This window comes from Bowmanella yangjiangensis (assembly GCF_018531185.1).
Taxonomy (GTDB): domain Bacteria; phylum Pseudomonadota; class Gammaproteobacteria; order Enterobacterales; family Alteromonadaceae; genus Bowmanella; species Bowmanella yangjiangensis.
Genome location: NZ_JAHDJU010000003.1, coordinates 553,809 through 580,300, shown reverse-complemented (window position 1 = coordinate 580,300; position 26,492 = coordinate 553,809). Strand labels below are relative to the sequence as shown.

The 26,492-nt window shown below is 49.8% G+C and carries 17 protein-coding genes; 9 read left to right on the top strand and 8 right to left on the bottom strand.

The genetic code is table 11. The features are described from left to right. Positions 1-94 precede the first annotated feature (94 nt). The 5 genes from rmuC (at position 95) to KJY73_RS18215 (ending at position 6,281) form a co-directional block, all read left to right on the top strand. Positions 95-1,564: a DNA recombination protein RmuC gene (gene rmuC / locus KJY73_RS18235; protein ID WP_214345110.1), complete on the top strand. Its 1,470-nt coding sequence runs from the start codon at positions 95-97 to the stop codon at positions 1,562-1,564. Between the two features lie 343 nt (positions 1,565-1,907). Continuing rightward, on the top strand, positions 1,908-2,351 hold the full coding sequence (locus tag KJY73_RS18230; protein ID WP_206593868.1) for a CBS domain-containing protein: 444 nt from the start codon (positions 1,908-1,910) through the stop codon (positions 2,349-2,351). A gap of 111 nt (positions 2,352-2,462) precedes the next feature. Beyond that, the gene (locus KJY73_RS18225) at positions 2,463-3,782 is read left to right on the top strand and encodes an amidohydrolase (protein ID WP_332874227.1); all 1,320 of its coding nucleotides are present in this window, start codon (positions 2,463-2,465) and stop codon (positions 3,780-3,782) included. 148 nt (positions 3,783-3,930) lie between these two features. Then, complete coding sequence (locus KJY73_RS18220) at positions 3,931-4,737, top strand: substrate-binding periplasmic protein (RefSeq protein WP_214345109.1); 807 nt, start codon at positions 3,931-3,933, stop codon at positions 4,735-4,737. A 224-nt stretch (positions 4,738-4,961) separates the two neighbouring features. Next, complete coding sequence (locus tag KJY73_RS18215; protein ID WP_214345108.1) at positions 4,962-6,281, top strand: sensor histidine kinase; 1,320 nt, start codon at positions 4,962-4,964, stop codon at positions 6,279-6,281. A gap of 31 nt (positions 6,282-6,312) precedes the next feature. Here KJY73_RS18215 and KJY73_RS18210 read toward each other — a convergent pair whose 3' ends face one another. From KJY73_RS18210 to KJY73_RS18195, 4 genes are all read right to left on the bottom strand, one after another. Beyond that, positions 6,313-6,942 (bottom strand): DUF2799 domain-containing protein, encoded by a 630-nt coding sequence (locus KJY73_RS18210; protein WP_214345107.1) that lies wholly within the window; start codon positions 6,940-6,942, stop codon positions 6,313-6,315. Positions 6,943-7,129: 187 nt separating this feature from the next. Then, positions 7,130-8,248: a PQQ-dependent sugar dehydrogenase gene (locus KJY73_RS18205; protein ID WP_214345106.1), complete on the bottom strand. Its 1,119-nt coding sequence runs from the start codon at positions 8,246-8,248 to the stop codon at positions 7,130-7,132. Positions 8,249-8,433: 185 nt separating this feature from the next. After that, positions 8,434-9,855, bottom strand: a complete 1,422-nt coding sequence (gene rimO, locus KJY73_RS18200) for a 30S ribosomal protein S12 methylthiotransferase RimO (protein ID WP_214345105.1) — start codon at positions 9,853-9,855, stop codon at positions 8,434-8,436. Positions 9,856-10,070: 215 nt separating this feature from the next. Continuing rightward, positions 10,071-12,047, bottom strand: coding sequence for a methyl-accepting chemotaxis protein (locus KJY73_RS18195; protein ID WP_214345104.1), 1,977 nt, complete (start codon positions 12,045-12,047; stop codon positions 10,071-10,073). A 295-nt stretch (positions 12,048-12,342) separates the two neighbouring features. Here KJY73_RS18195 and KJY73_RS18190 point away from each other — a divergent pair, with 295 nt between their 5' ends. Beyond that, positions 12,343-14,595, top strand: a complete 2,253-nt coding sequence (locus tag KJY73_RS18190) for a patatin-like phospholipase family protein (protein ID WP_214345103.1) — start codon at positions 12,343-12,345, stop codon at positions 14,593-14,595. Between the two features lie 9 nt (positions 14,596-14,604). Here the strand turns inward: KJY73_RS18190 and KJY73_RS18185 are convergent, their stop codons facing one another. Further along, on the bottom strand, positions 14,605-15,432 hold the full coding sequence (locus KJY73_RS18185) for an alpha/beta fold hydrolase (protein ID WP_214345102.1): 828 nt from the start codon (positions 15,430-15,432) through the stop codon (positions 14,605-14,607). 651 nt (positions 15,433-16,083) lie between these two features. Next, entirely contained in the window at positions 16,084-17,418 is a 1,335-nt protein-coding gene (locus KJY73_RS18180) for a hypothetical protein (RefSeq protein WP_214345101.1), read from the bottom strand. 338 nt (positions 17,419-17,756) lie between these two features. Between KJY73_RS18180 and KJY73_RS18175 the strand changes: the two genes are divergently transcribed. Both KJY73_RS18175 and KJY73_RS18170 read left to right on the top strand, forming a co-directional pair. Beyond that, positions 17,757-21,629: an ExeM/NucH family extracellular endonuclease gene (locus KJY73_RS18175; protein ID WP_214345100.1), complete on the top strand. Its 3,873-nt coding sequence runs from the start codon at positions 17,757-17,759 to the stop codon at positions 21,627-21,629. Positions 21,630-21,646: 17 nt separating this feature from the next. Then, the gene (locus tag KJY73_RS18170) at positions 21,647-22,201 is read left to right on the top strand and encodes a cohesin domain-containing protein (RefSeq protein ID WP_214345099.1); all 555 of its coding nucleotides are present in this window, start codon (positions 21,647-21,649) and stop codon (positions 22,199-22,201) included. Positions 22,202-22,232: 31 nt separating this feature from the next. On the opposite strand, the gene KJY73_RS18165 is transcribed toward KJY73_RS18170, so the two are convergent. Both KJY73_RS18165 and KJY73_RS18160 read right to left on the bottom strand, forming a co-directional pair. Beyond that, positions 22,233-23,339 (bottom strand): DUF418 domain-containing protein, encoded by a 1,107-nt coding sequence (locus KJY73_RS18165; RefSeq protein WP_214345098.1) that lies wholly within the window; start codon positions 23,337-23,339, stop codon positions 22,233-22,235. A gap of 89 nt (positions 23,340-23,428) precedes the next feature. After that, complete coding sequence (locus tag KJY73_RS18160; RefSeq protein WP_214345097.1) at positions 23,429-24,130, bottom strand: hypothetical protein; 702 nt, start codon at positions 24,128-24,130, stop codon at positions 23,429-23,431. Between the two features lie 420 nt (positions 24,131-24,550). On the opposite strand from KJY73_RS18160, the gene KJY73_RS18155 reads away from it, so the two are divergent. After that, positions 24,551-26,458 (top strand): hypothetical protein, encoded by a 1,908-nt coding sequence (locus KJY73_RS18155; protein ID WP_214345096.1) that lies wholly within the window; start codon positions 24,551-24,553, stop codon positions 26,456-26,458. Positions 26,459-26,492 lie beyond the last annotated feature (34 nt).

The following is a 26,492-nucleotide window of genomic DNA, read 5'->3' as shown; positions in this document are numbered from 1 at the left end:
TATGCCGCCAATCCAACGGCCTGCATGATAAACTCGCCAGTTGATTGGTAGGGCATAGTCCTGCAAACGAATTCTTTGTTGGAGAACAATAATAATGAATCTGGAACTCAATGCATTGCATCTGGCCCTTGGCTTTGGCGGGCTTGTGGTGGGCAGCGTTATTAGCTGGATGTTAGTGGCCAGTCGCGCCCGCACCGACAAGCAGCAGTTTCAGAACGAGCTGGATAAATTGGCGCAGCAGTTAGCGCAAAGTCAGCACAGTCTGCATCAGGCCTATGAGGAGGTCAGCGACAAAGAGCGGAGTATTGAGGCTTATCACCAACAGCAATTACAAGCGCAAAACCAATTGGGCCAGTTCCGCCAGCAGGCTGAGCGTATCCCCGAATTGCAGGCGCAAAGCCGCGAGTGGCAGGACAAATGGCAGCGCGCCAACGATCAGTTAAGCAGCCTTCGTACCCAGCTTGAGACGCAGTCGGCCCGATTTGAGCAAGAGCAAAAGGCCATGGCGGAAAAGCTGACGGTGTTGCAGGAAGCCGAAGGAAGACTCAAAGAGCAGTTTGAAAACCTGGCCAATAAGATATTTGAGCAGAAAACCCAGAATTTTAGCCAGGCCAGCAAGCAGAGTCTGGACTCCTTGTTAACCCCACTTAAAGATCAGATTGAAGGCTTTAAAAAGCAGGTTAATGATCAATATGTAAGGGAAGGGCAAGAGCGTGCCTCGCTGAAAACCGAGATCCTGGGTCTCAAAGAGCTGAATAAACAGATTACCGAAGAAGCCGCAGCGCTGACTAAGGCCCTTAAAGGCGACAATAAACAGCAGGGCAATTGGGGTGAGATTGTGCTGGAGCGCATTCTTACCGAATCTGGGCTGCGCGAGGGGCATGAATATGAAACCCAGGGCCAGTACAAAGATGAACAGGGCAAGGCTTACAAACCGGATGTGATTGTGCACTTGCCCGGTGGCAAGGATGTGATCATCGATGCCAAAATGTCACTGGCCGCCTATGAACGTTATTTTAATGAGCAGGACGATGACAGCCGCGCCCGCCATTTAAATGAGCATATTCAGTCTCTGCGTAATCATATTAAGGGCTTGGGTAATAAGGACTATCAGAAGTTAGATGGGGTGCGAACCCTGGATTATGTATTGATGTTCGTACCGGTAGAGCCCGCGTTTTTGCTGGCCATCGACCAGGCTCCCGACCTTATCAAGCTGGCGCTGGACAATAATATTATGCTGGTCAGTCCCACCAATCTGCTAGTGGCTCTGCGCACCATCAATAATATCTGGCAGTACGAATACCAAAATCAGAATGCACAGAAAATTGCCAAAAAAGCCGCTGACCTGTACGACAAGTTCGTCGCTTTTACCGCTGACATGGAAGGGCTGGGCGCGTCTTTGCAGACAGTGCAGAAGAAGTATGATGGTGCCCTGAAAAAACTCTCTGAGGGCCGCGGCAATCTGGTACGGCGAGCGGAAGAGTTTAAGAGCCTGGGCGTGCAATCGTCGAAGAAAATCAGCAGCAACCTGGCAGAATTGTCGGTTGACGAGGACGCTGATTAGAGCGTGTTGATCTTTTGAGTATGATTTTGCAGCAGTTTGTGGGCCCTTTATACAAGGCAGAGCGAACGTGGTGTAGTTATTCTACATGAGTGAGTGATAACGCCGTAGAAAGAGCCCACAAGCGCGGCCCGAAGGGTTCAACCCAGCCCCTCCTGCTCGGTGTTGCCGGGCTTTGACTTAGGCCCACTAGGCCTTCAGCCCGGCGTCGTGACCAGAAGGGGCTGGATTTGAACAAAATCTATACTCAAAAGATCAACACACTCTAATCTGCTGGCGGTTATTCTGCGGTTTCGCTATAGTGCCGGTAAGGCGCTGTTAACTTTTTGTTCTGGAAGGCAAAAGGGTGAAAGTTAGCAAAATAATGAGTGCCCCGGTGGTGACGGTCAAGATGGATGACAACCTACATCGGGTGCATGAAATATTTCAAAAACACAAATTCCACCATGTATTAGTGGTGGACGGGAAGACCTTACTGGGGGTTATTTCCGACCGCGACCTGCTAAAGGCAGTGAGTGCCCGTATTGGCTCATCCAGTGCGGACGCCAGAGATATGGCATCCTTTCAGAAAAAGGTGTATCAGATCATGACCCGTGATCTGATCACTATTAACCAAAACCACACCGTATTACAGGCTGTTAGGCTGTTTAATCGTCATCCCATTTCCTGTTTGCCCGTTGTTGATGATAATGATCATTGGGTGGGTATTGTCAGTTGGCGGGATATATTTAAACAAATTGAACAGCGTACAGATGGCAAATTGATCCCCGCCGATCCGACTAAGATTTGAGCTGGTCCTGTCTTTACCTGTGGCTATGCAGGGCGTAAACAATCGAATTCCCCCCCTAATCTGCGGCTGGTATGCTGTGGAAGATAATAGCTATTCAAAAAAGGATCGCCCGTGACGTTCAGACCCGCTCTTCTTTCTCTTGCCCTTTGCTCAGCGCTGTTTGGTGCCCAGGCCCAAGCCAATAGCGTTACCGACGCTATTAATAAAGATTTGCCGTCATTGATGAAGGTTTATAAAGACTTGCATCAACACCCGGAGCTAAGTGGCCAGGAAGTTAATACTGCCGCTAAGTTGGCTAAAGAAGCACGCAAGCTGGGCTTTGATGTCACCGAAAAGGTGGGTGGCACCGGCGTTGTGGCCTTGATGAAAAATGGCCCGGGTCCGGTAGTGATGATCCGGGCTGATATGGACGGCTTACCTGTCATCGAGCAAACCGGTTTGGACTTTGCGTCTAAGGTGATTGCGACCACCGAGGAAGGTATGGAAACCGGCGTCATGCATGCTTGTGGTCACGACACTCATATGACGGGCTGGCTAGGGGCTGCTCGTCAATTGGCGGCTCGCAAAAATGAGTGGTCAGGTACTCTAATGATGATCCTGCAGCCTGCCGAAGAGCGTGGGCGCGGGGCACGCGATATGCTGAATGACGGCTTGTTCAAGCGCTTCCCCAAGCCGGATTATGCCCTGGCGTTTCACAATTCATCTGCGGCACCGGCCGGTGAGATTGGCTATACCGCAGGTTACACCCTGGCCAATGTGGACAGCATAAATATCGTGGTACATGGGGTAGGAGGGCATGGTGCCTATCCGCAAAGCACCAAAGACCCTATTGTTTTAGCCAGTCGTATAGTCAGTACCTTACAAACCCTGGTTAGCCGTGAGCTGGATCCGCAGGACCCGGCAGTGGTCACTGTGGGGAGTTTCCAAGCAGGAAGCAAGCACAACATTATTTCTGATAAGGCGACCTTATTGCTGACAGTGCGCAGTTACTCAGATGCCACTCGTCAGCAAATCATTGATGGTATTACCCGTATCGCAAAGGGCGAAGCTATAGCGGCGGGGATCCCAGAAGATCTGATGCCGGAGGTTACCTATAAGAAAGAATACACGCCTTCCACCTGGAATGATCCTGACTTTACCCGACAAATGGCAGGTGTATTTGCCGAGCATTTTGGTGCAGATCGGGTTAAAGAAGGTAAGCCAAGTATGGCCGGTGAGGACTTTGGTCGTTATTACCGCGCAGATAACAGCATAAAAAGTATGATTTTCTGGGTAGGTGGTGTACCGCAGAATATCTGGGATGATGCACAGAAAAATGGCAGTAAATTGCCTTCTTTACACAGCCCGTTCTGGGCACCACAGGCGGATAAAGTGGTTGCCACAGGTGCTGAAGCACTGACGCTGGCGACACTTAAGCTTTTGAAAAAGTAACTCGCAATTGGCAGGCCGGTATTCCCAATCGGCCTGCCAAAAAAATCACCACATTCTGATTGATTTTCAGGCATAATGCGCCGGTCTTAATCCCCTCGGCCGAATACGCTTTCCCATTGTGAACAATGTTGTAGTAAAACTCTGCTTAATGCTAAGCCTACTTGGGCTTGGTTCATCTGTTGTGGCCAGCGAAGCGCTATGCAACAAAGAACTTAAAGTGCATCTGGACTTACATGCTCCTTCTGCTTATCTCAATGACCAACAGCGAGTGGTGGGCATGGATGCTGATATGGCTAACCTGATCCTAACCGAAGCGGGATGTCAGATAAGTTGGCATTTATTGCCAATGACGGGGGCCAGAATTATTCGTAGCCTGCAGGATGGCGAATTTGATGTGATGGTTCGTGCTTCAAACACTGCTGAACGACGGGAATACGCGTATTTTAGTCAGGCCTATCGCCAGGAGGTTGTGGGGCTGTTCAGCCATAAGCGGGATGGATTGCCCACTTCCCTGACATTGGAACAAGCCCAGGCAGAAGGACTGCGTTTAATTGGCCCGGCCAGCGGTTGGTACGGCGAGCACTTTCAGCGCTTAAGAGCGCGCTGGCAGGAATTGAATTTATATACACCTTATCCAGACGCCGCTAAAGCCACCGAATTGTTTTTCGCACATCCCAGCCGGGGTGAACTGGTTTTGGTCGATGCGGATATCTTTTTTCAAAATTTGGGTCCCGACCGCTATGACTCAGTGGTGCTAAATGGTTCGTCGTTGATTGTTACCCCGGCTCATCTGATGATCAGAAAAGGCGCCTTGGATACCACAGATTTAGCTGCAATTAACCAAGCTATTGAGACCCTGCTCAAAGAGGGGCGCTTGCAACAGTTGGAAAATCGTTATCGTCCTCTTGCTTTACAGCGTATGTTACCTCCCTCCTTATTCCCTGTTGTTCGATAACACCCCGGTAATCTGCGGGTTTGTTAGCTACTGCCACTACTCCTGTGACAGCCATGTTTATTCTTGACCGACATCAACTAAGTGCTCTTGAGCCATAGGATTATCTTGCATTTATATGATGTCACTTCATTATTGGCGTCGTGGTGTTGTGGCACCTGCTGTTTGTTTAACTACTGCGCTTTTGTATCCTTGCGAAAGGCGTTCGATGGAATTGAGAGTTCATTTTGGAAAAGATTATCAAGGATATTATCCGTAGCGTGTCTAATACCTACGGACAAGCGTTCTTTGAACAGATTTGTTTAGCACTGGATTACGCTATCAAAGCGGATTATACCTTTGTGGCTTCTTTACAAGCTGACGTGTATGAGGCCAAGACATTGGCGCTGGTGGCTAACGGTAAGCTTGTGGACAATATCAGCTATTCATTAAAGGATACGCCGTGCGCAGGGGTGCTGGATAGGCAGTCTTGCTGTTACCCCTCTGGTGTGACTAGTTATTTTCCGAATGACCAAATGCTTGTTGATATGCAGATCACCGGTTACTTAGGTACCGCGATTCATGACTCTGACGGTAAGGTGATGGGAATTGTAGTGGCACTCTACAAACGCCCCATTCATGAGCCAGATACAACGCAAACCTTATTTGAACTGTTTTCCGGACGCATATCCGGCGAGATGGAGCGTCTTCAATATCAGGAAAAGCTACAGCGTCTCAATGCGTCTCTGGAAAAACGGGTTGAAGATCGTACCAACGAGTTACAAGACGCTATTGCGCATTTGAAGGAAGCTCAGGAGCAACTTATTGAGTCGGAAAAAATGGCGGCTCTGGGCAATTTAGTTGCAGGTGTCGCCCATGAAGTGAATACCCCGCTGGGCGTCGCCATTACATCGGCTAGCGTGGTGCAGGATAGCTTGAATACATTTTGGCAGTTGCTCCATAAAGGTAAGGTACGACGCTCTGATGTGGCTGCCGTAGAACAACGCACCGCACAAGCTATGACGCTGCTGAGTAATAATTTGAGCAGAGCCAAAGAGCTGGTCACCAGCTTTAAGCAAACCGCCGCAGATCAAGAGTCACTCGTGCTTGAAGAGCTGGAGCTGATGCACTATTACCAGAATCTCTTGCATCTGCTGTCACCTAAAACACAACAAAAGCACATTAAGGTCAGCATGCACGGATGTATATCCCAGCCTGTTCTTACTTTTCCCGGCGCACATGCACAGATCCTGACGAACCTTATCAATAACAGTATTAATCACGGTTTTGATGAAGCAAAAAATGGCCAGGCTGAAATACAGATCTCGCTGATGCAAAAAGAGAATCATTTGATCATTCATTATCAGGATAATGGACGAGGGCTGTCCGAGCATGAGCGCATGCATATTTTCGAACCATTTTTTACCACGGACAGAAAGGCTGGCAACGTCGGACTGGGCATGTCCATTTTATTTAATTTGGTCACACAGAAACTCAAAGGGCAGTTGCAACTGGATCCGCCAGGCAAAGGGTTTGGCATCACCATACAATTACCCCAACAAAGTTAAGTTAGGTCTGAGCTACCAAGGGGATGTGCTGCTACAACTGTATACTGTTCAGGTAGTGGCTTATTTCCAGATCGGTCTCTTCTTCAAGCTCAACCAGTGCGCCCAGATCCGTCTTTAACCTGCGTATCTCACGACGCAGCCTGTCATTGTCTTTCAGTAGCTCTTCCCTTTGTGTTTTCGTGCTGTTTTCATCGATGATACTGGCTTGATTGTCCTTAAGCTGCTGCTGGTTTTGTTCAATCCTGCTTTCTATAGCCGCCATATCACGGCGAAGTTTGGCCAGCTTGTTCTCCATCTGATGTAGTTGTTGTCCCTGAAAATAGCCTTCCTGAAAGTCCTCGAACCGCTCGCTTTCACACAAGGTATTAAAATTGTTACCTTGCCTGCCCAGGGTTACGCCATTGGAATACACACAATAGTTAACAACGCCTTGTTGATGACCGGCCTGGTACTGCTCAAAATCACTGCTTAGTTGGTGTTTAGCGCAGTCAGCCTGATAGTCTCTGAATGCTGCCAATGCACGTCCCTGGCTGCCATCAGTCACACCCATAGCATACCAGTCTGCCACCAGGCATTCTTCCTTGCTGATGCTGGCACAGCCAGCAAGCAACAAGGCTGCCAGCGGAACGCTTAGTTTGAGGGTGTTGAACAGAGTTGGCATCGCGGGGGTCCTTATTGATTGAGTCCGGTACTTATCTTTTACAGTGTCCAGGATTATCGCAAAATTAAAGCAGATACGGACATTGACCTTAACCTATCTGCCTGAACAGAAAATTAACCCTGCCTAAGGCAGGGCTGATAAACAAACAGGCAAACGCAGCGACAGTCAGCAGACCGCCGCTTTTACGCTATTTGCTGGCGGGCGTGAGCTTCAGCAGTTCGCCATTAGGCTGGTCTGTCAGTAGATATAAAACCCCGTCTTGTCCCTGTTCCACATCCCTTACGCGCTGGCCGATATCCATGCGCTCTTCATGTGTGACTTTGTCGCCATCCAGCTCCAAACGTACCAATTGACTGAACTTCAAAGAGCCAACAAGGAGATCACCTTGCCAGGCATCAAATTGCTTGCCGGTGTAGAACAACATGCCACTGGGGGCGATAGATGGCACCCAATGATAAAGAGGCTGTTCCAGTCCATCTTGACTGGTGGTACCAATTTTTCCGCCACCATATTCTTCGCCGTAAGTAATAAGCGGCCAACCATAGTTCTTAGTGGCTCTGGCTATATTGACTTCATCGCCGCCCTGGGGGCCATGTTCATGGGTCCACAGTTCGCCGGTTTGTGGGTTCAGCGCCGCGCCTTGCATATTCCTGTGCCCCAAAGACCAGATTTCGTTTAGGGCACCCTCTTGATTAATGTAGGGATTATCTTTGGGGATCTCACCATCTTTACGGATGCGCACTACTTTGCCGTGATGGGTATCCAGGGTTTGTGCATCCTGGCGTCTGGAGCCGCGATCGCCCAGAGTAATAAACAGGTTGCCCTGGCGGTCAAACACCAAACGGCTGCCAAAGTGATAGGGGCTTTCTATTTTCGGGTTCGCTCTGAAAATAACTTCAAGATCACTTAGGCTATCGCCGTTTAGCTTGGCTCTGGCAACGGCGGTGCTGCTTTCTTTGCCATCATTTAACGGTTCACTAAAACTGAAATATATCCACTGATTACTGGCAAAATCAGGATCCAGTTGCACATCCAGCAAGCCGCCCTGACCGTATACCCTGATATCAGGTAAGCCTTGGATGGGCTCGCTGATCTGACCGGCTGGACTGATAATGCGCAAATTGCCACTTCGTTCGGTTACCAGCAGGTTGCCATCTGGCATAACGCTCATGCCCCAGGGGTGGGATAGGCCATCGGCGACTTTTTCAATACTGATGGTGGCTTTTTCGCTGGTTAAGGTGGTTGCTGCCAGTGTACTGTTACCCAGGCTCAGTGCGGTTAACAGCAGACTTGTTACTAGTTTCATTAAAATGCCTCGTTTATTGTAATTTTTTTAAGATAGTAATCTGATTATATCCTTAACGCAGCTAATCGGGTTGAACTTACCAGGATTAGCGGCCAAGTCTGACCGTTACTGCGGGATGCTTGGATTCACTGATTATCAGATTGGTTGCGGGCAAAAAAAACGCCTCATCAGAGGCGTTTATCGTTTTAAAGCAAGTCTACCCGGGTTCCCCACAGGTCGTACTCATCAGAATGCTCTATTTGTACTTTGACCAAGTCTCCGGGCTTAAGCTCGGTATCGCCGTTTAGGTAAACTACACCGTCAATCTCTGGAGCGTCGGCGTAGGTGCGTCCGATAGCGCCTTCTTCGTCTACTTCGTCAATCAACACATCCATTTGTGTACCGATACGCTTTGCCAGCTTGGCAGTACTGATTGCCTGTTGCTTCTCCATAAAGCGCTCATAACGTTCTTGTTTGACCTCTTCAGAGACAGGATCTGGTAGATCGTTAGCTGTCGCACCTTCAACGTCGGAATACTTAAAGCAACCAACCCGGTCAAGCTGCGCTTCGTCCAGGAAATCCAGCAGCATCTGGAAGTCTTCCTCGGTTTCACCAGGGAAGCCGACGATAAAAGTGGAGCGGATAACAAGCTGTGGGCAAACTTCACGCCAGGCTTTAATACGCTCTTTAGTACGTTCAGCGGCTGCTGGGCGTTTCATCAATTTAAGAATGCGCGGGCTGGCATGCTGCAGCGGGATGTCCAGATAAGGCAGAATTTTACCTGCGGCCATCAGCGGAATTACTTTATCCACTGAAGGGTAGGGGTACACGTAGTGAAGGCGCACCCAGATACCCATTTCGGCCAGTTTTTCACAGAGTTCGGTCATACCGGTTTTGACCGGCATGCCATTCCAAAAACCAGTACGGTTTTTCACATCTACACCGTACGCGCTGGTGTCCTGTGAAATTACCAATAGTTCCTTAACGCCGGCCGCTTGCAGGCGTTTTGCCTCGTCTAATACTTCACCGACGGGACGGCTAACCAGATCGCCGCGCATCGAGGGAATAATGCAGAAAGTACAACGGTGGTTGCAGCCTTCGGAAATTTTCAGATAAGCAAAATGACGAGGCGTTAGTTTTACACCATGATCCGGCACCAGATTCACAAAGGGATTGTGCTCGGGTTTTGGCAGATAGCCATGCACCTGTTCAACCACACTTTCATAAGCGTGTGGGCCAGTAATGGCCAGCACGTTGGGGTGTACTTCACGAATTTCATCTTCTTTTACCCCCAAACAGCCGGTCACTATTACCTTGCCGTTTTCAGCCAGGGCTTCGCCTATAGTATCCAGCGACTCCTGCACCGCGGAATCAATAAAACCGCAGGTGTTGACGATAACCAGGTCAGCATCGTTATAGGTATTCACCACATCATAACCTTCGGTACGCAGCTGAGTCAGAATGCGTTCTGAGTCCACCAGGTTTTTCGGGCAGCCCAGAGAAATAAAACCGATACGGTTACCACCAGCAATATCGACTTCCTGTCCCTGTTTGGCTTGTTCAGCCAAGACTTTCTTGGGGGTGTCCAGTGTCGTGGTCTGGTTCGGGGTATAGGTTTCTACGGTCATAGTGTCTCGCTGGCTAAAGGCATTACTGGCCGGCTCTCAGATCGGCCGGAAAAAAGTCGGCGGATTATACACAAAGCCTAGTGCAATGGCAGTAGCTTAGCTTAAAAACTGTGCAGTACGCAGGAGGTTTTAGTACGGATATCAGTATATGAATGGTGCTAATGCTGGCCGAATTAGCGCCCCATGGAGGAAAGGGGCGCCATAACCCGGTTTACTTAGACTTTGAACTGGCTTACCAGGCGTTGCAGGTCTTCTCCCAGCCTGGCCAGTTCCTGGCTGGAATTAGAGGTTTGAGCGGCTGAAACGGCATTTTGCTCAGACAAGCCGTGAATGTTATGCACGTTACGGTTAATATCTTCCACCACCGCAATCTGCTGCTCCGCTGCTGCCGCAATCTGGATATTCATCTGTGAAATTGTGTCCACCGATTGGGTAATCGCATCTAGAGCTTGGCCAGCCTGCTGGGCCTGTTCAACTGTGTTTCCGGCTCGCTGCTTACTTTGCTCCATGGCTTTCACCGCATTTTCCGCACCGGATTGCAGCACTTTAATCAGTTCTTCAATTTCCTCGGTGGAGTCATGGGTACGCTTGGCCAGCGTTCTCACCTCGTCGGCGACTACTGCAAAGCCACGCCCTTGGTCTCCCGCGCGGGCCGCTTCGATAGCCGCATTCAGGGCCAGTAAGTTGGTCTGCTCGGCAATATTCTTGATAATTTCGAGTACTGAGCCGATGTTCTCTGTCTGGCCCTGCAATCGCAGTATCACCTGGGCAGAGTCGTCTACATCTTTAGCAAGTTGATTAATAGTTTGCAGGGTCAGGGCAACAGTCTGATTGCCAGACTGCGACTGTGAATTGGCATCGTTGGCCGCTTGCGAGGCTTGCTCAGCGTTTTGCGCTACTTCGCGCACTGTCGCGGTCATTTCATTGATGGCGGCGGCAACTTGTTCTGTTTCATTACGCTGTTCGGAAACGTTTGCGCTGGACTGTTCGGTAACCTGAGACATCTCTTCGGCGGCCGCGGCGAGTTGCAAGGTGGCCGAACTGATTTGAGTGACGGTACTTTGCATCTTTTCTACAAACAGATTGAAGCTTTCTGACATCTGGCCCAATTCATCGTTACTCATTACCGGTAGACGCTGAGTGAGGTCGCCTTCGCCTTCAGCAATATCGCGAAGCACCTCGTTGGCTTTAAGGATGGGGCGTATCACCCCTTTGGTAATAAAGTAGGCCAAGCTCAAACCAACAACAATGGCAACCAGTGTCAGTAAGGCAATAGTTAAGGTTGTAGTTTGTATGGTGATCTCGGTTTTATTACCTTCGTCAATCAACGAACTGAATACGCTGTCGCTGAGTGACACAGCTTTGCTGGCAAGCTGTGGCCCCAGCGCATTTAATGATTCTATCGCCTGGCTTCTTAGGTCAATAGCACTGGCCGTTTGTTCGATGGCTTGGCGATAGTCGCTGATGTCGGCGAGAGCTTGCTTCAGTGCGCGTCGCTGAGACTCCGGCACGCTATCTGGCTTGACAGTCTGTAAGGAGACCATAGCCTGTTCAATATCAGCGAGCGCCGCAGAGAAGCTGTTTTTCTGATTGTCATTTAAGAACATAAACAGGTTGTATTTAGCCGATATGAGCCGTGTATAACCAGTGCTGACGGCGCGGAATTGCTGTTGGTTGTTTCCTTGTTCTTCAGCATCCAGAATTGTGTTTAAGCTCGACTCAATGCTTTTACCCACTGGAACAATGGTATTTGCCACCAGCGTCTGGCGGCGCTGCATGTTAGACACAACCTGCTCAAAAAATATCTTGTTGTACTGATCATTCATTTTCACAAGGTCACTGATCATGGCGACGCGCTGCGGATTCTGAATATCGGCCTGTGCTTTGGCAATCAGGGATTGTAGTGTCGCATCTTCCTGTTTAAAACGGTCGATGGTGGCTTGTGTTCCTGTGCTGAAGTAGTCCTTCACCTGCATGCGCTTGCGGTATATCTGACGCATCATGGTTGAGGCTGTACCAGAGTCTGGAGCGAGGTCCTGGGTGATTCCTTGTACTGATGTATTGATTTTGTTCAATTCCAAGTAAGCAAAGATACCAACCAACGCCATAAACAGAAGTATTAGGCTGGGAGAAATCATACTTTTCAGGGTGATGCTGAGGTTGCTAAGCGGTCCTGCTTTCGGTGCGCTCATTTACTGCTCCAATAAATAGATGTGAGGCGAAAGGCGTAGTTAGGGTATCGCTCATATGTTGCCAAAAATTAGCGAAAATCTTTTGCGTAGAATCAATAAAGGTATAGAAATGAATAATATACATGCGTCTGATTGGTTAAATAATCAGCATCGTGGGCCAGGGTATGAGTATCGACATAACGATGAGTGATGAACGGAAGGCAAATGAGTGCAATGTGCTGTTTGTCATCAAAGCGAATACTAATCCTGGTAGATCTGGTTACACTAACGCCTAAGATTGACAGGACTATTACCGATGCTGCGTAGCTTTTTTATTTTGGTGTTGAGCCTGGTTATATTGCCGCTTCGAGCCGAATCTCCTTTACCTTGTGAAAAAGTTGAGGGGCGGCCTTGTATTGCTTTGGTATTGGGCGGCGGCGGTGCGCGCGGCGGCGCACATTTGGGTGTTATCCGTGAACTTGAAGCGCGCCAGATCCCCGTCGATCTGGTGGTCGGCACCAGCATAGGGGCCTTTGTTGGCGGCTTGTATGCGTCGGGTAAAAGCCCGGATGAGATCGCGGATATTCTGCATGACCTGAATTGGGGTGATGGTTTTCGCGATCAGGTCTACCGTGATGAAATGCCTATGCGTCGCAAACAGCAGCGTGATGAGTACCCCATTCGATTGGAGTTGGGGGTTGGCCTGGAAGGGGTCAGGGTACCCAAAGGCGTGTTAGCCGGACAGGCCATGGCCGATCTCGTGGAGCAGGCCTTTGGCGTGCAGTCTGACTGGGTACATTTTGACCGTATGCCCATCCCATTTCGGGCGGTGGCCACAGATTTAACCAACAGTGATGAGGTGGTTTTAGAAAAAGGCAGCTTATTGGCGGCAGTACAAGCCTCTATGTCGATTCCCGGCGTCGTCAGGCCGATGAAATTGGACGGCAAGTTGTTGGTTGATGGTGGTGTCGCCAATAACCTGCCGGTAAGTATCGCCAAAGCCCTTGGTGCCGATAGAGTGATAGCGGTAAATATTGACGGTCCGCTGAAAAGCGCTGAACAACTGGACTCGGCGTTTGCCATTACCGAACAGCTAACCAGTTTTCTGGTTCGGCAAGGGGTGCTAAAGCAACTGGCCTTGTTGCAGGAGACTGACTTACATTTGCGACCGCAGATTGATGATATTGGCACCCTGGATTTTTTCCGCCTTGAAGAAGCCGTGGCCGCGGGACGTTTGATTGCCAATCAGCACGCCGAGCAGTTGCTGGATTTCAGCCAGGATGCCGACAGTTATCAATATTGGTTAAGTTCACATCGCAATGCGCTGGTCAGCGAAATGGCGATTAATCGATTGATTCTGGATAACCAAAGTCGTCTGGATGATGACGTATTGATTGAGCGTTTGGGTTACCAGGATGGCAAAGCGCTTGACTCAAAACAACTTCGTGAAGGTATCCGCAGCATGTATGGTCTGGATACCTTAGAGCGGGTGTCGTATCAGCTGTATCACACCGATGAGAAAGAAACCACTATGGTGCTCAAGGCTGAAGAAAAAAGCTGGGGGCCAGGCTATCTGAATTTTCGCTTTCGTCTTGAAGATGATTTTGGCAGTAACCGCCATGTACAACTTGGCGCTTCTTACACCCTGACCAATCTCTCAAAATTGGGGGCCGAGTGGCATTCTGAGCTGGCGCTTGGCACGGATAAGCTGCTTAGCAGCGAATTGTACTGGCCGGTGTTGTCACCTGCCACTTTTGTCACTGGTAAGATGGTGCGAGAAAGCGGCGCATTGGTAGTGGAAGACAGCAGAGGGTTGTCTTTAGGCGACTTCTATAAAGAACAGCTAATGCTGAGTGTGGATGCGGGATGGAATATTTCCGATGATGCCGTGCTCAAAGCAGGTTGGATCGACAAGAACGGCAGCTACCGATTGCCCGCTGCGTTGGCCAGCAGTTTTGGCTATAAGCATTTGCATTACGACAGACGCGGTCCTCAGTTCGCTTTTGCCTGGGATACCCTGGACAATAGTGCTTTTCCTACTCGGGGAATCAAGTTGTCGGCGGTTTATCAGTGGTTGGATGACCGCTTTGCTGACGAACATTCTGATAGTGTTAATCAATCCTGGGAGCTGGTGGGGGCTCATCAATGGCGGTCTCATTTACTTAAGACCCGTTGGCGCTTTGAACAGTATGAATCAGACGATGGCGATATAGCCTTGGAACAATATTCGCTGGGGGGGCTGTTTAATTTGTCGGGATACCCCAAAAACTATCTGTTTGGCCCCAAGGTAGCATTTGGCAGCCTGATCTACATGTACAAGTTACATGAAGACAAATTCGGCTTCTTTAAGTCTCCGCTGTACTTGGGTATGTCGGTTGAGCGCGGCAGAGTGGAAGACAACTGGTTACAGCCAGATATCAACAGGACGGCCCCTTGGATTTGGGCCGGTAGTATCTTCGCTGGTTGGGATAGCCCCATCGGGCCGGTGTTTTTGGGTTATGGACAGGCAGAGGCGGAGTATCAGGACAGCGCCTATCAGTTATATTTGTCCTTGGGCCAAACCTATTAACCCTAGTGTTCAGCCAAGCTGAGTCTTCAACCAGTGCGCCACTTTTTTGTGCACGCGGGGCTCCGTTAACATACCGATGTGGCTCATGGCATATAACTTTACCTGGCGGCTGTTGGGCTGCAAGGCACTGCTTAATGGGTAAACCACCAGATCATTACGAGAGCCCAATGTCATCAGGGCAGTATGCGGCGCTAATTCGGCCAATGTGGGTAAGCTGTTCAGACTGGGGCTGGCGGGGTGAAATAAACGCTTTAGCCAGGGAAGGGCAAAATCACCGACCATCGCCGTGCCTTTGTGAGGGGTACCTAAAGTGGCAATAGAGCCGATGAGTTTCAGATCATCCGGATATTGTTTTAGCAGCATGCGGATAACCAAACCGCCCATGGAATGGGCAACCAGATGAACTTTTTCACCATCTGCGACCTTGTGCAATACCTTATGCAGACGTTGCACATAGCGTTGAACTGGGGTGTAAGGCTTACCCAGATTAATGCTGTAGGTACGAAAGCCAATACGCTCCAAGTAAACCCGAAAAGACCAAAAGCAGTTGCCATTCATATGCAGGCCATGCACCAGCAACACCTTGGCACCGGTACTTGCCTGCAGTGGCTTAAGTCCCAAGCGGTTTTTACTGAGCAGATACCAGCTTAAACGCAGGATCGTCCAGACAATTTGCCAGATAAATGCCAGGCTGCCGAGTACGCCGAGCCTGGCATAACGCTGACCGGCTAACTGGTAGTAACGGCTTACCCGCCATTGCAACAGCACAAATGACAAGCCGTAAAATACCAAGAGTAAAACCAACAGCAATAGCAGATAGAACAACCAGATACTCATGCCGATACTTTGTTTAAACACTGCAATACACAACGAATATTGCTTTTATACATTAAAATTAATCGGAAAATGACTATATCGAACCAGAACAACATCGCAAAAAATGTCTGCCATTCTAGCTAAGGGGGAGTGTCAGGTTGGCATTTCAAGCGTTGGATTTATGGCACGCATAACAAACAATCCGACATTTTTCTTTTTCCGTCGCACTAGATCCTTGCGGATCTTTACCTGGCTCTCTTTGCTGATAATGATCGCCATCCTCAATCTTGCTATTGCATGCCTCACAATAATCAGGAAAAAGGTGATCGCACCATAAATGGCGGGATGCAAAACAGCTATCACATACATATAGATAAGTAGGAACGAAACCGGAATGCGTTTCTTGCCAAAAGTTAACGACTTTCAAGGGTCCAACTGCTTCAGTGCTTAATCCACATTGCTCGCATTGCCCATACTTGAAATGAAAGCTTTCCATTCAACATTTCTCGCTATGCTTTTACCGGAGTGACTACATTCCTTGCTTTTCAGCAAGGAGTAGGAAGTCTGTTGCATCTACTCTACCTATTACAATCTATTTTCCGCTTATGTGGTTGTGTTGTTAGGTGGTCGAAAATTCAAGTTTTTCTTAGCTATTAGAACGGTTTCACCCGGTTAATTTTCAATGCCGAAGGGCAGGTCATGATAGCTGCAGGTTTGTCCTGCCCGGCGAAATTTTGTCTCTTCACTGGGCATGGCTACCAGTGCCAAGCTGCCTAACTGCCAGCGAAGCGGCTGATTTGCTTTGCAGTTGCTGTCTAAAGTCGTGCGCCATATGCCTGAGCTCTTTTGCATTTGTAAGGCGTGACCCGTGAGCTTGAACTGCCATGCTTGGCTGGCGAGCTGATAGGTGGCGCTATCGCCGGGATTAAGATAGTGGCTCATGGCAACCAGTTGTCGTTTTCCACCTTGTAGCTTGTAGATCCCTTGTGCGCTGTCGATGATATACACCCCGCTTTGCCCGGCAACATGAAGATCTATGGACTGATTGCGCCACCCGACTAGAAGGGCGGCTTGCTCATCCAGACCAAAACCAAAACGCGTGCCGCTATGCATACTGAGTAACGCCAATCGTCCCTGACCATCTTGTTCAGACAGCTTGGTGTCGAGAATGCCAAGGTCAAACAGCCCCAATCCCCCTTGAGGCAGATAAACCAGATCGTCTTCATGCAAAGCCATGCAGGTGGTTTTGTCTATGCAGCCCAATGGCAGCGAAAATGCCCCGCGACGAAAAGCTTGTTCCGTGCTGCCACTGACCAACATTGGCACCGGATGTTGTTGGATGCCGCCGGAGAGCAATTTTATGCTTTGGCCGGAAGCGCTAACCGCCATGCGATCGGCCTGCACCATACGCCGGATCAGGGTCAGTTCGGCACTGGCCGAACCGTCTGGACGAAAGAAGGCCCTGACCGCCTGCAACAGATTACCCTCTGCAATATAGAGTCCCTGAAGCGACTGAATGTCAGCTAAAAGGTTTTGGGGATTTTGACAAGTCTGGCGGGCACGCACATTAAGTGCCTGTTGGGCAGGTTGTTTGGATTGTTCAATCAGCTGCGAACAGGCCGCTACGCCACTTTTTTCAAGCTGGCTGGCCAACTGGTATGCACCGCTAAGCGGTAGCCAAATAGCCGTCGCTCCCGCCTGTTCAAACAAGCTGACAAGATTGGCGGTACTTTGAGTTGGGCTGGCAGCGGTGACTATGCCAATACGCGGTTTACCCTCACCAGCCTGTCTGGCCTTAGCCATCTCAACGAAAAACCTGAGGGCAGGGGCAAGCTCGCTGTTGTTTGCGCAGCCTTGGTCAGAAAAAGCACAAGAAGCCGGTGTGGTGCCTGTGAGTAACAGTTGATATTTGCTGGCCGTCAGACCTTGCCAACTGTCTGATGCATAAGCTTTTACCGGCAGGATTAGAGCGACCCAAAGCAAACTTACCCAAGACTTTATCGACATCAATGTCTTCCTGGATGAAACGCTTGTCATAAATACCTGACCATTCTTCTGCATTGTCATTTCTCTGTCATTTTCTGAAGTAACCCATGACTCTGGCGTTGTTGTTCTTAATTTGTTCAATGCCAGACGGCCCTATTCTTACCTAAGTAAACAAATAATATTACCTGTCTGTCATAACGCATTGATTATAAAGCTATATGTACAAGAAGTTATGAATTTTTATGACGTCTTCCTGTTTTTATACCAAAGCACAGAATTGGATAAGTTTATATACGCTGCCCTGACCTGGGTGAAGCTAACCGACAAGCACCATTCAACACTTTGTGAAAGGAAGGACAATGAAAACAAAACTAACCCTGCTGTCTGTTGCCATACTGGCGTCGATGCAGGTGACCGCAGCACCTGCAGATTCTTTAATTCTGACCGGCGTTATTGATGGGCCACTAACGGGGGGCATTCCCAAGGCTGTCGAGCTTTATGTGGCAAAAGATATTGACGACCTCAGCCAGTGTGGTGTCGGCTTTGCCAATAATGGCGAGGGAACCGATGGTCAGGAATTTACCTTTCCAGCTCAGGCAGTTAGCGCCGGTACTTTTTTGTATGTGGCCTCTGAGTCGACGGGTTTCACTAGCTTCTTTGGTTTCTCACCCGATTTCACTTCAGGCTATGCGGGCGTAAACGGTGATGATGCCATTGAAGTCTTCTGTGATGGCGTGGTAGTGGATAGCTACGGTGACGAGAATGTCGACGGAACCGGTGAGGTGTGGGACTACCTGGATGGCTGGGCATACCGTGTTGCCAGCACGGGCCCGGATGGTGCTACTTTTGCTCCCGGTAACTGGACGTTTAGTGGCATTAATGCGCTGGACGGCGCGGCCAATAACGCCAGTGCCGGTTCTCCTTTCCCGCTTAAGTCATTTGGCTCGGAAACCGATCCCGGTGATGGGGGCGATACGGGGGGAAATGATGATGTTATTGATGGCAGCGTGTGTTTCAATTGCCCGGATTTAAGCAAGATAGCCGATGCAGCACTGTTTAATGATGCGCAATATTATGCGCCGGTTATTGCGGCTATCGGCGCAGGCAGTGCTGCAACAGAAGTTAAGCCGTTGCTAACTAACACCATCAGCAACGACCACCGGGTACTGAGCTACTCTGAAGTGTGGACCGCCCTGACAGTTACCGACCAAGACCCACAAAACAGCAACAACGTGACGCTACTTTACAAAGGCACGTCACTGGCCAAGTCCAGTAACGGCAGTGGCAGCCAAAGCAGCAACCCGGATAACTGGAACCGTGAACATGTATGGCCGAACAGCCACGGCTTCAATAGCCAGTCTTTTGAGGCTTACACCGATATTCACCACCTGCGTCCCACCGATATTTCGGTAAATGCCTCGCGTGGCAATCTGGATTTTGATAGCAGTGACTCCCCACTGGCTGAAGCGCCGCAAAACCGCATCGATAGCGATTCTTTTGAGCCAAGAGATGCAGTAAAAGGTGATGTGGCGAGAATGATGCTCTATATGGACGTTCGCTATGAAGGCGCGGATGTGACGCCTGATCTGCAGTTGGTGGACCGACTCACCGGCCCCGGTGAACCTGCACTTGGCAAATTATGTCGCTTGGTTGAATGGCACAATGCCGATCCGGTGGACAGTGTGGAACAGAACCGCAACAACGCCATCTACGAATTCCAGGGCAACAGAAATCCATTTATTGATCACCCCGAGTGGGTTGAGGTGTTGTACAGCGCAGATGAGTGCGACAACGGCGGCGGTGACAATGGTGGTGGCGATCCGCAAGATCCAACCCCAGGTGAAGCTGGTTTGATTTTCTCCGAATACGTGGAAGGTGCCGGCGGTAACAATAAAGCTATCGAGCTGTTCAATGCAACGGGCGCAACCCTTAATCTGTCTGGTTATCAGGTGTTGTTATATGCCAATGGCTCAACCTCAGCAGGTAACAAAGTAGATCTGCAGGGCGAACTTGCGTCTGGCGAGACTTATGTGATTGCTAATTCAGGCTCAAATGCTGAGATTCTGGCGGAGGCAGACATCACTGCCACTGTCACTTACTTCAACGGTAATGATGTGCTGGAGCTGCGTAAAAATGGCCAAGTGGTGGATAGCTTCGGTCAGGTTGGTAACAGCAGCAATTTTGCGGTGGATGTGACACTGGTACGTAAACCCGACATTGTCAGCGGCGATACCGACTCGTCTGACACCTTCGACTACAACCAGGAATGGATAAATCTGGGCACTAACGTGTTTACTAACCTGGGCTCGCATAATGGTGATGTAGGTGGTGAGCCGGGCAATGATATTGGTCTGTGTGGTGAAGACGCGACCTTGATCAGCGCCATTCAAGGCAGTGGTGCCGCATCGCCCATGGTGGATCAGAACAAAGTGATCGAAGGCGTCGTCACTAATACTGTGCCAAACCTGCGTGGTTACTTTGTGCAGGAAGAAAGCAGCCAGTGGGATAATGACAATACCACCTCTGAAGGTATTTTTGTTTACCAGGGCACGGAGAATAACCTGCCTGCAGTTGGCAGCCTGGTTCGGGTTAAGGGCAACGTCACTGAGTTTTACACCAGAACCCAGTTGGCTGCAGATGTTGCGCCTTTGGATTGTGGCACGGCGACTGTTGAACCCCTGACTATTAGTCTGCCGTTTGCCAGTGCCGAGCAGCCGGAATCTTTCGAAGGCATGTTGGTTAATTTCAGTCATGTGCTGACGGTGAACGACAACTTCAATCTGGGCCGTTATGGTGATGTGGGCTTGGGGAATGGCCGTAACTATATTCCTACCAACCTGCATGCGCCTGGCACGCCGGAAGCCATTGCACTGGCTGACCAGAACAAGCGCAACCGCATTATTCTGGACGACACTATCAGTGCTCAGAATCCGAACCCTGTGGTTTACCCAACCGGCGGCTTGTCTGCACAAAATACCCTGCGTACCGGAGATACAGTAACAGCCTTACTTGGCAACCTGGATTACAGCTTCAATGCCTATCGGGTCGTTCCTGCTCAGGAGCCAACCTTTGTGCATTCTAATGCCAGAACTGCATCGCCGGAGCTGACCCGCGGTAATGTCACCGTTGCCAGCCTCAATGTACTGAATTTCTTCAACGGTGACGGCCAGGGTAACGGTTTCCCCGCCGTTCGCGGTGCAGATGATCTGAACGAGTATCAGCGTCAATTGGACAAGTTAGTTCAGGCACTGGCGGCCATGGATGCAGATGTGATTGGCCTGATGGAAATTGAAAATGACGGCTACGGTGAGCTCAGCGCTATCGCCCAGTTAACCGAGGCCCTTAACCAACATCTGGGTGAAGAGCGCTATGCCTACGTAAACCCCGGTGTCAGCAAAATCGGCACGGACGAGATTGCGGTAGGTTTGATATACAAACCAGTGGCTGTGGACTTGGTTGGTCCGCCACTGATTAACAACAACAGTGTGTTCAGCCGTCCGCCCTTGGCGCAGCGTTTTGCGGCAACAGACAATGGCGCAGAGCTGACTGTGGTGGTGAATCACTTTAAGTCCAAAGGCTGCGGCGGTGCCTCAGGCGCTGACGCCGATCAGGGCGACGGTCAAAGTTGTTATAACACAACCCGTGTGGCCCAAGCCCAGGCACTGATTAACTGGATGGGCAGCGACCCGACATTTACCAGTAACGCCAACCATTTGGTAATTGGTGACTTGAATGCTTACGCCAAGGAAGACCCGATTCGTACCTTTACTGGCAATGGCTTTACTAACCTGGTAGAAACCCATGTGGGCGCCGAAGCCTACTCATACGCCTTTGGCGGTGAGATGGGGTATCTGGACCACGCAATCGGCAGCGAAGCCTTGGCTGAGCAGGTTGTGGATGTGGTCGAATGGCATATCAACGCCGATGAACCTCGTGCGCTGGATTACGACACCCAATACAACCATCCGCAGTTCTATGCGGCCAATCCATACCGTGTATCTGACCATGATCCAGTGCTCGTCAGCTTGAACTTGCTACCTCCACCTGTACCGGGTGACTTTGATGGTGACGGCGATGTGGATCGTTTGGACTTCACTGGCCTGCTGCGCGCGTTGGCGGCTAAACAGACCATAGATATGTCTTTTGATTTAAACCAAGACGGTACCGTCAACGTTCGTGATGCACAGTTAATGCGTCAGCTTTGTACACGTACCGGCTGTGCTACTGAATAAGATTTAAGGAGTGAAAAATGAAAAAGTTGATTACCTTATTTGCTTTACTGATGAGCGTAAACCTACAAGCGGCCATCATTAATGTAGAAACCGACCAAAGCAACTACCAGGTGGGTGATGAGGTGACTGTCACTATTACCGGTCAGAACCTGGCAGAGATTACCGCTTTCCAGTTCGATTTGTTGTTTGACAATACCGCCTTTGCCTATGTGTCAACCTTCGGCTCTGACCTGGGTGATGCTCTCTCCTGGCCTTGGATGCTGACCGACGAAGCTAATGCACTTGGGCGTGGTCTGGCATTTGTCGATTGGGACTTTGCGGGTATCGGTACGGATGCCGTGCTGACCATTGCCAAATTCAGTTTTACAGCAGTTAAGTCTGGTGTGTTTGGATTCGGTGTAGGTGGACCTGATGCGGTGTTTGGTGATATCAACGACCAGGACGTGCAGGCAAGTTTTGCGTCGCTGTCCAGTGTCGATGTGGCCGACGCCAGTGCAGTGCCAGAGCCAAGTGCATTAGCGCTGATGTTACTGGCGCTGGTTGGTTGGGCCGGTGTTCGCCGCCGTGCTTAAAATACTGCACTGAAAATAATGAAAACCCCGCTTAGGCGGGGTTTTTCGTGTTTGCCTTGGACAAGCTGCGCAACAATAGCCGGAACAACCATTCAAGTGGGCCTCGTTCAAACAAACTCAGGCAGATGACACTGAACACTACTGCAAACAGGCTGAATACACCTGCAGCCAGCAGCGCCATTTCAATAGTTTGATTACCCAGCATCCCCAGTGCTTCCAGAGTACCCATACCAAGGATGACATGAGCGACATACAAACTTAGCGCCATTTGTCCGGTTTTGATTAGAGGCGAACACAGGCGCGGTGCGCTATTGGCTACATATTGGCAAAGGCAGATGACAACCAGCGCGCTGCCGCTGGCTGACAGCATGTACAAAGGCATAGGGGGGATCATATCGGTGCTGATTAATATGCCAGCCTCGGCCAGCTCGACAGGATCGCTAATGACGGATGCCAGTAGCTGGCTACCCAGCCAGGACAAGCCCTCAGCAATAAGCCATAAACTCACGCCAAGTAGCAGCAATACTCTTTGGGTAGCAGGTTTGTACCACGACCTTCTGCCCAGCCACAAACCGAAGAGTAAAAATGCCAGCCAGGGAATAACAGGGTGAAAACCGTTAAACAGAATACGCCGCCACAGCCCATCCAGGCTCCACATATTATGGTAGGTGAGGGTAGTCCAGTCCCAGTGGCGGTCATAGTCCACCAGCAGCAACATCAGAGGAAATAGCAGGATCAGGGCAATGGCCAGTTGCAGCAGGCGCCGATCCGGGACGAAACAAACCAGTGCGGCCAGCATAAAATAGCAGCCGTAGAAATGCAGAATATCCGCTGGCCAAATAGTGATATACGCCAGACCTATGCCAAGTAACAGCACACCCCGGGTGAAGATATCAGTTTGCACTTGTCTGCGTTGAGACAAGGAGCCGCTTTGCTGCGCTTTCGCGCTGATAAGGGCAATGCCGATACCTGCCAGAATGACAAACAGCGCAGCTGCTCTGCCTTCCAATAGGCTGGTAAGATAAAGCCAATGAGCTTGGCCTTGCTCTGCTCCCATCACCAGTTTGAAGTTCACTATCACCATACCAAACAGGGCAAGGGCCCTGGCGAGGTCAAATCCCTGGTTTCTGCTTAGCATTTATCTCCTCCCTGTAAATTTTTGCTACAGATTAATGCTAACCAACAGATTTGGCGGCAAATTAAATGTAAAACACTGTATGTTGATGCCTACTTTTTCCACTTTTCCTTGGATTTGAGAAGCCTTAAGTAAGCGATAGTGGGGTATTGTGCCATTTGATTATTGATGGTGTCGTTTTTAACAAAATGCCCAAAGGTGTTTTTAGAACTGACAGTGGTTTTGCTGAACTGGCTGAGCTCATCCGGCAAACGTTTTATTTTAAAACTGTGTATGGTTCTGACGTCTGATGGGGTAGGCCACCAGGCAGCCAGAGTCGCATTGAGATGATCCCAGTAAGTGGGCTCTGCCATGCATACGGCCACCACTCTATGTCCGTGAGCAAGTGCTTCACGTAATGCCTGAAAAACGGTTTGCTCCAAGGTGTAACTTACCGACTGACCCTCTCGGTTAACCTTGATGTTTTTCCCAATAAATTCCCATTCATCAAGTAAGGTGCCATCTATTTGGGCAAGGGAATAACCAAATTTCTTGTAGGTGCCGAAGCTATAACCATGGCAAAAGTATTTCAGGTTGTCTGAGATGGTTTGATCATTGGCTACCCATACCACCACCAGTTTGCCTGCATCATTAGGTACCTTGTAATAATTACCATCGATAACCTGGCTGCCAGTGCTTTCTTTTTGCGGCTTATAATACTGACAGTCGGTATTTATTTTGTAACTGTTTCTGCCATTGGCATCTTTTTCGGACTTTGTTTCGGGATGATCTTTATTGGGGAAAAGCGGTTTCATCAAGTATTCTCCGGAGCTTGTTGGTGCTGATTTTAAGCGTTGGCCAGTGGCCTGAACCCGGATACGGCGAGTAGCAAAGAGGAGCACTATGACAACCTCCCTGTTATTCATCCTCGGCTAAGTATGGCAAACCGACGAGAAATATCCTGCTGTCATTTTCTTTAACTAAGGGCTTGCTATGCTGTTAAGCACCCAAGGGGCTGGCTAGGTAATCTCATGGGGATCCTAAACGCGGGGCGAGAGTAAAACCTTCTACGCTGTGGTGATGCACACAGGCTATTTCTGTAATCTGCAATTTCATTGGCAAGCTATTGAATTTGCTAACGTAAATCGGTACTGTCGGGCAAACTGACGCTCCGGCACAGTGTACCTTTCAATTAATGAGCCGGACCCCCGGCTCTGTTTTCGCGAGACAGGACTATGGCATACGATTTTGGCGCCAATACGCTGGGGATAAAGAACCCCTTTAAGTTTGAGGGTTTCACCAAGTTAATGGGTGGAATACTTATTTGTATGTTGGCGATAGTGCCGCTGCTGGGGATCAGTGAAGCGCTCAAACAGGACATGATTAAAGCCTGGTTGAACGCGGGGTTGGGCTTGATTCTTCTGATATGGGGATTACAGCAGGCCGGTGTTGGTCTGTTTCAAATGTTTAAGTATTTTGTCGGCCGTTCGGTACCGACCTCATTGGCGCAAAACTTTAATCCCAGTGAGCGAGAGAATGCTCAGGAAGAACGCGCTTTTACCGAGTACCGTGCCGAAGAGCTTGAATCCATGCTGATGGGGCGCAAAAACTCTACCTTCAAGGAGCCCTTGGGCTGGACTGCCAGGCTTATTCATACCTTGTTACCTAAGCTGATTTTTACCCCATACCCCATTCGTAACTTCGTGCAGGAGCTAGGTGGCCTGGTGGTAACCAGTGTGATGGCGCTGGTGGTATTTGCTGTGGCTTACTTTGTTTCCGTGTCGGGCCTGGTCGGTGAGGCCGGCATTTTGATTACCCCTGTGCTGTCGGTTTTGTTGCTGCTTTATCTGATTATGGCCTGGCGCAGCATGGCGGCATCACTGGTATCCGCGCGTAACCGCAAGCTGCACAGTAAAAATGCCACCAGTATTGCCAAACTGTTGGTGATCGCCATTGTCGTACCTGTTGGCCTTGGCTATCTGTATTCGCAGTTTAATGCCTCTACCCGCGGCGATCTGAAGCTGTGGTTTGACAATGTGATTGTATTCAGTGCCTGGGGCAACCTGGCGCTGCTGTTTGTGGTGAGTCTGGCGGTGATTGCCGTATCTGCACTGATGATTAAAGAGCGCTTCGCCTTGGCTCAGCCCAAAACCGAAGTGGCGGAGTTCCGTGAGAACATGCAGGAGTCGGTACACCCGAACGAAATCTTTATCAACATTGAAAATATTGTGTTGGCTAATCGCCGTTATAAAGAGATCCCCAACCGTATTTACCAGGGATTTGAGCCTGTTTTGCAGGAGCAAAGCCAGGGCAAGGGTAACTTCAAAGGGCAACTTTTGATTGAAACGCAGCCCGAAGTACATGAAATGGACTATAGCGCGACTTTTAAGCGTTTCCGTTTGCTGTCCACCATAGTGGGGCAAGCTTTGTTAGTTGCCGCCGCAGTATTGTTTTATTTTCTGGTGGGCAGCGCGTACGACATTTATGCTTTTGCCAGCGAACGCATGGCGGGGCTTGGCCGTATGTCAGACAGCCAAGCAATGGCGCTTTTGTCAGAGTTAGGCGCATTATCCTCTGCGGCTATTGTGTTGTTCTTCAGCTGGCAGACCCTATTGGCCGGTGGTCGTATTCTGGAACGTGGTACCCATTTGTTCTGGTCGGAAATGCAGTTTTCCAGCTTGCTGATGTGGATGAAAACCGAAGGCACCTACACCGAAAGTAAGATCTCCACAGGTATGGCGATTCATGACTCCACCCGTTCTGAGAACGTGGTGGTCAGAAGCTCCATTACCCCTTGGATCATTACCTCCAGGATCACTACCTCAACCTTTGCCACCAGTGGTACCCGCAATCTGGAAATGCCACGCTATGTACTGAGCTTGTCCAGAAATAGCGAGGAGCTGGACACTATTGTCAGGGAGATCAAAGGCTTCCTGCGTGGCCGCGAAGCGATAGCCTCGATTACCAATGAAAAAGATTTGCACAATGCCGAGACCATTTATCAGGTCAATCAGGCATCCCGTGCACCCATGCTGGATAACGAACAACAACAAAAACTGGAAGAAGCGGGGGCTGCCAGGCGCATTGAAGAGGGCGCGGGGCAGGATGGTCAGGACACTAACGACGTAGACAAACCAAACTAACCCGACAAGGCGGTACGAATAATTCGACCGCCTT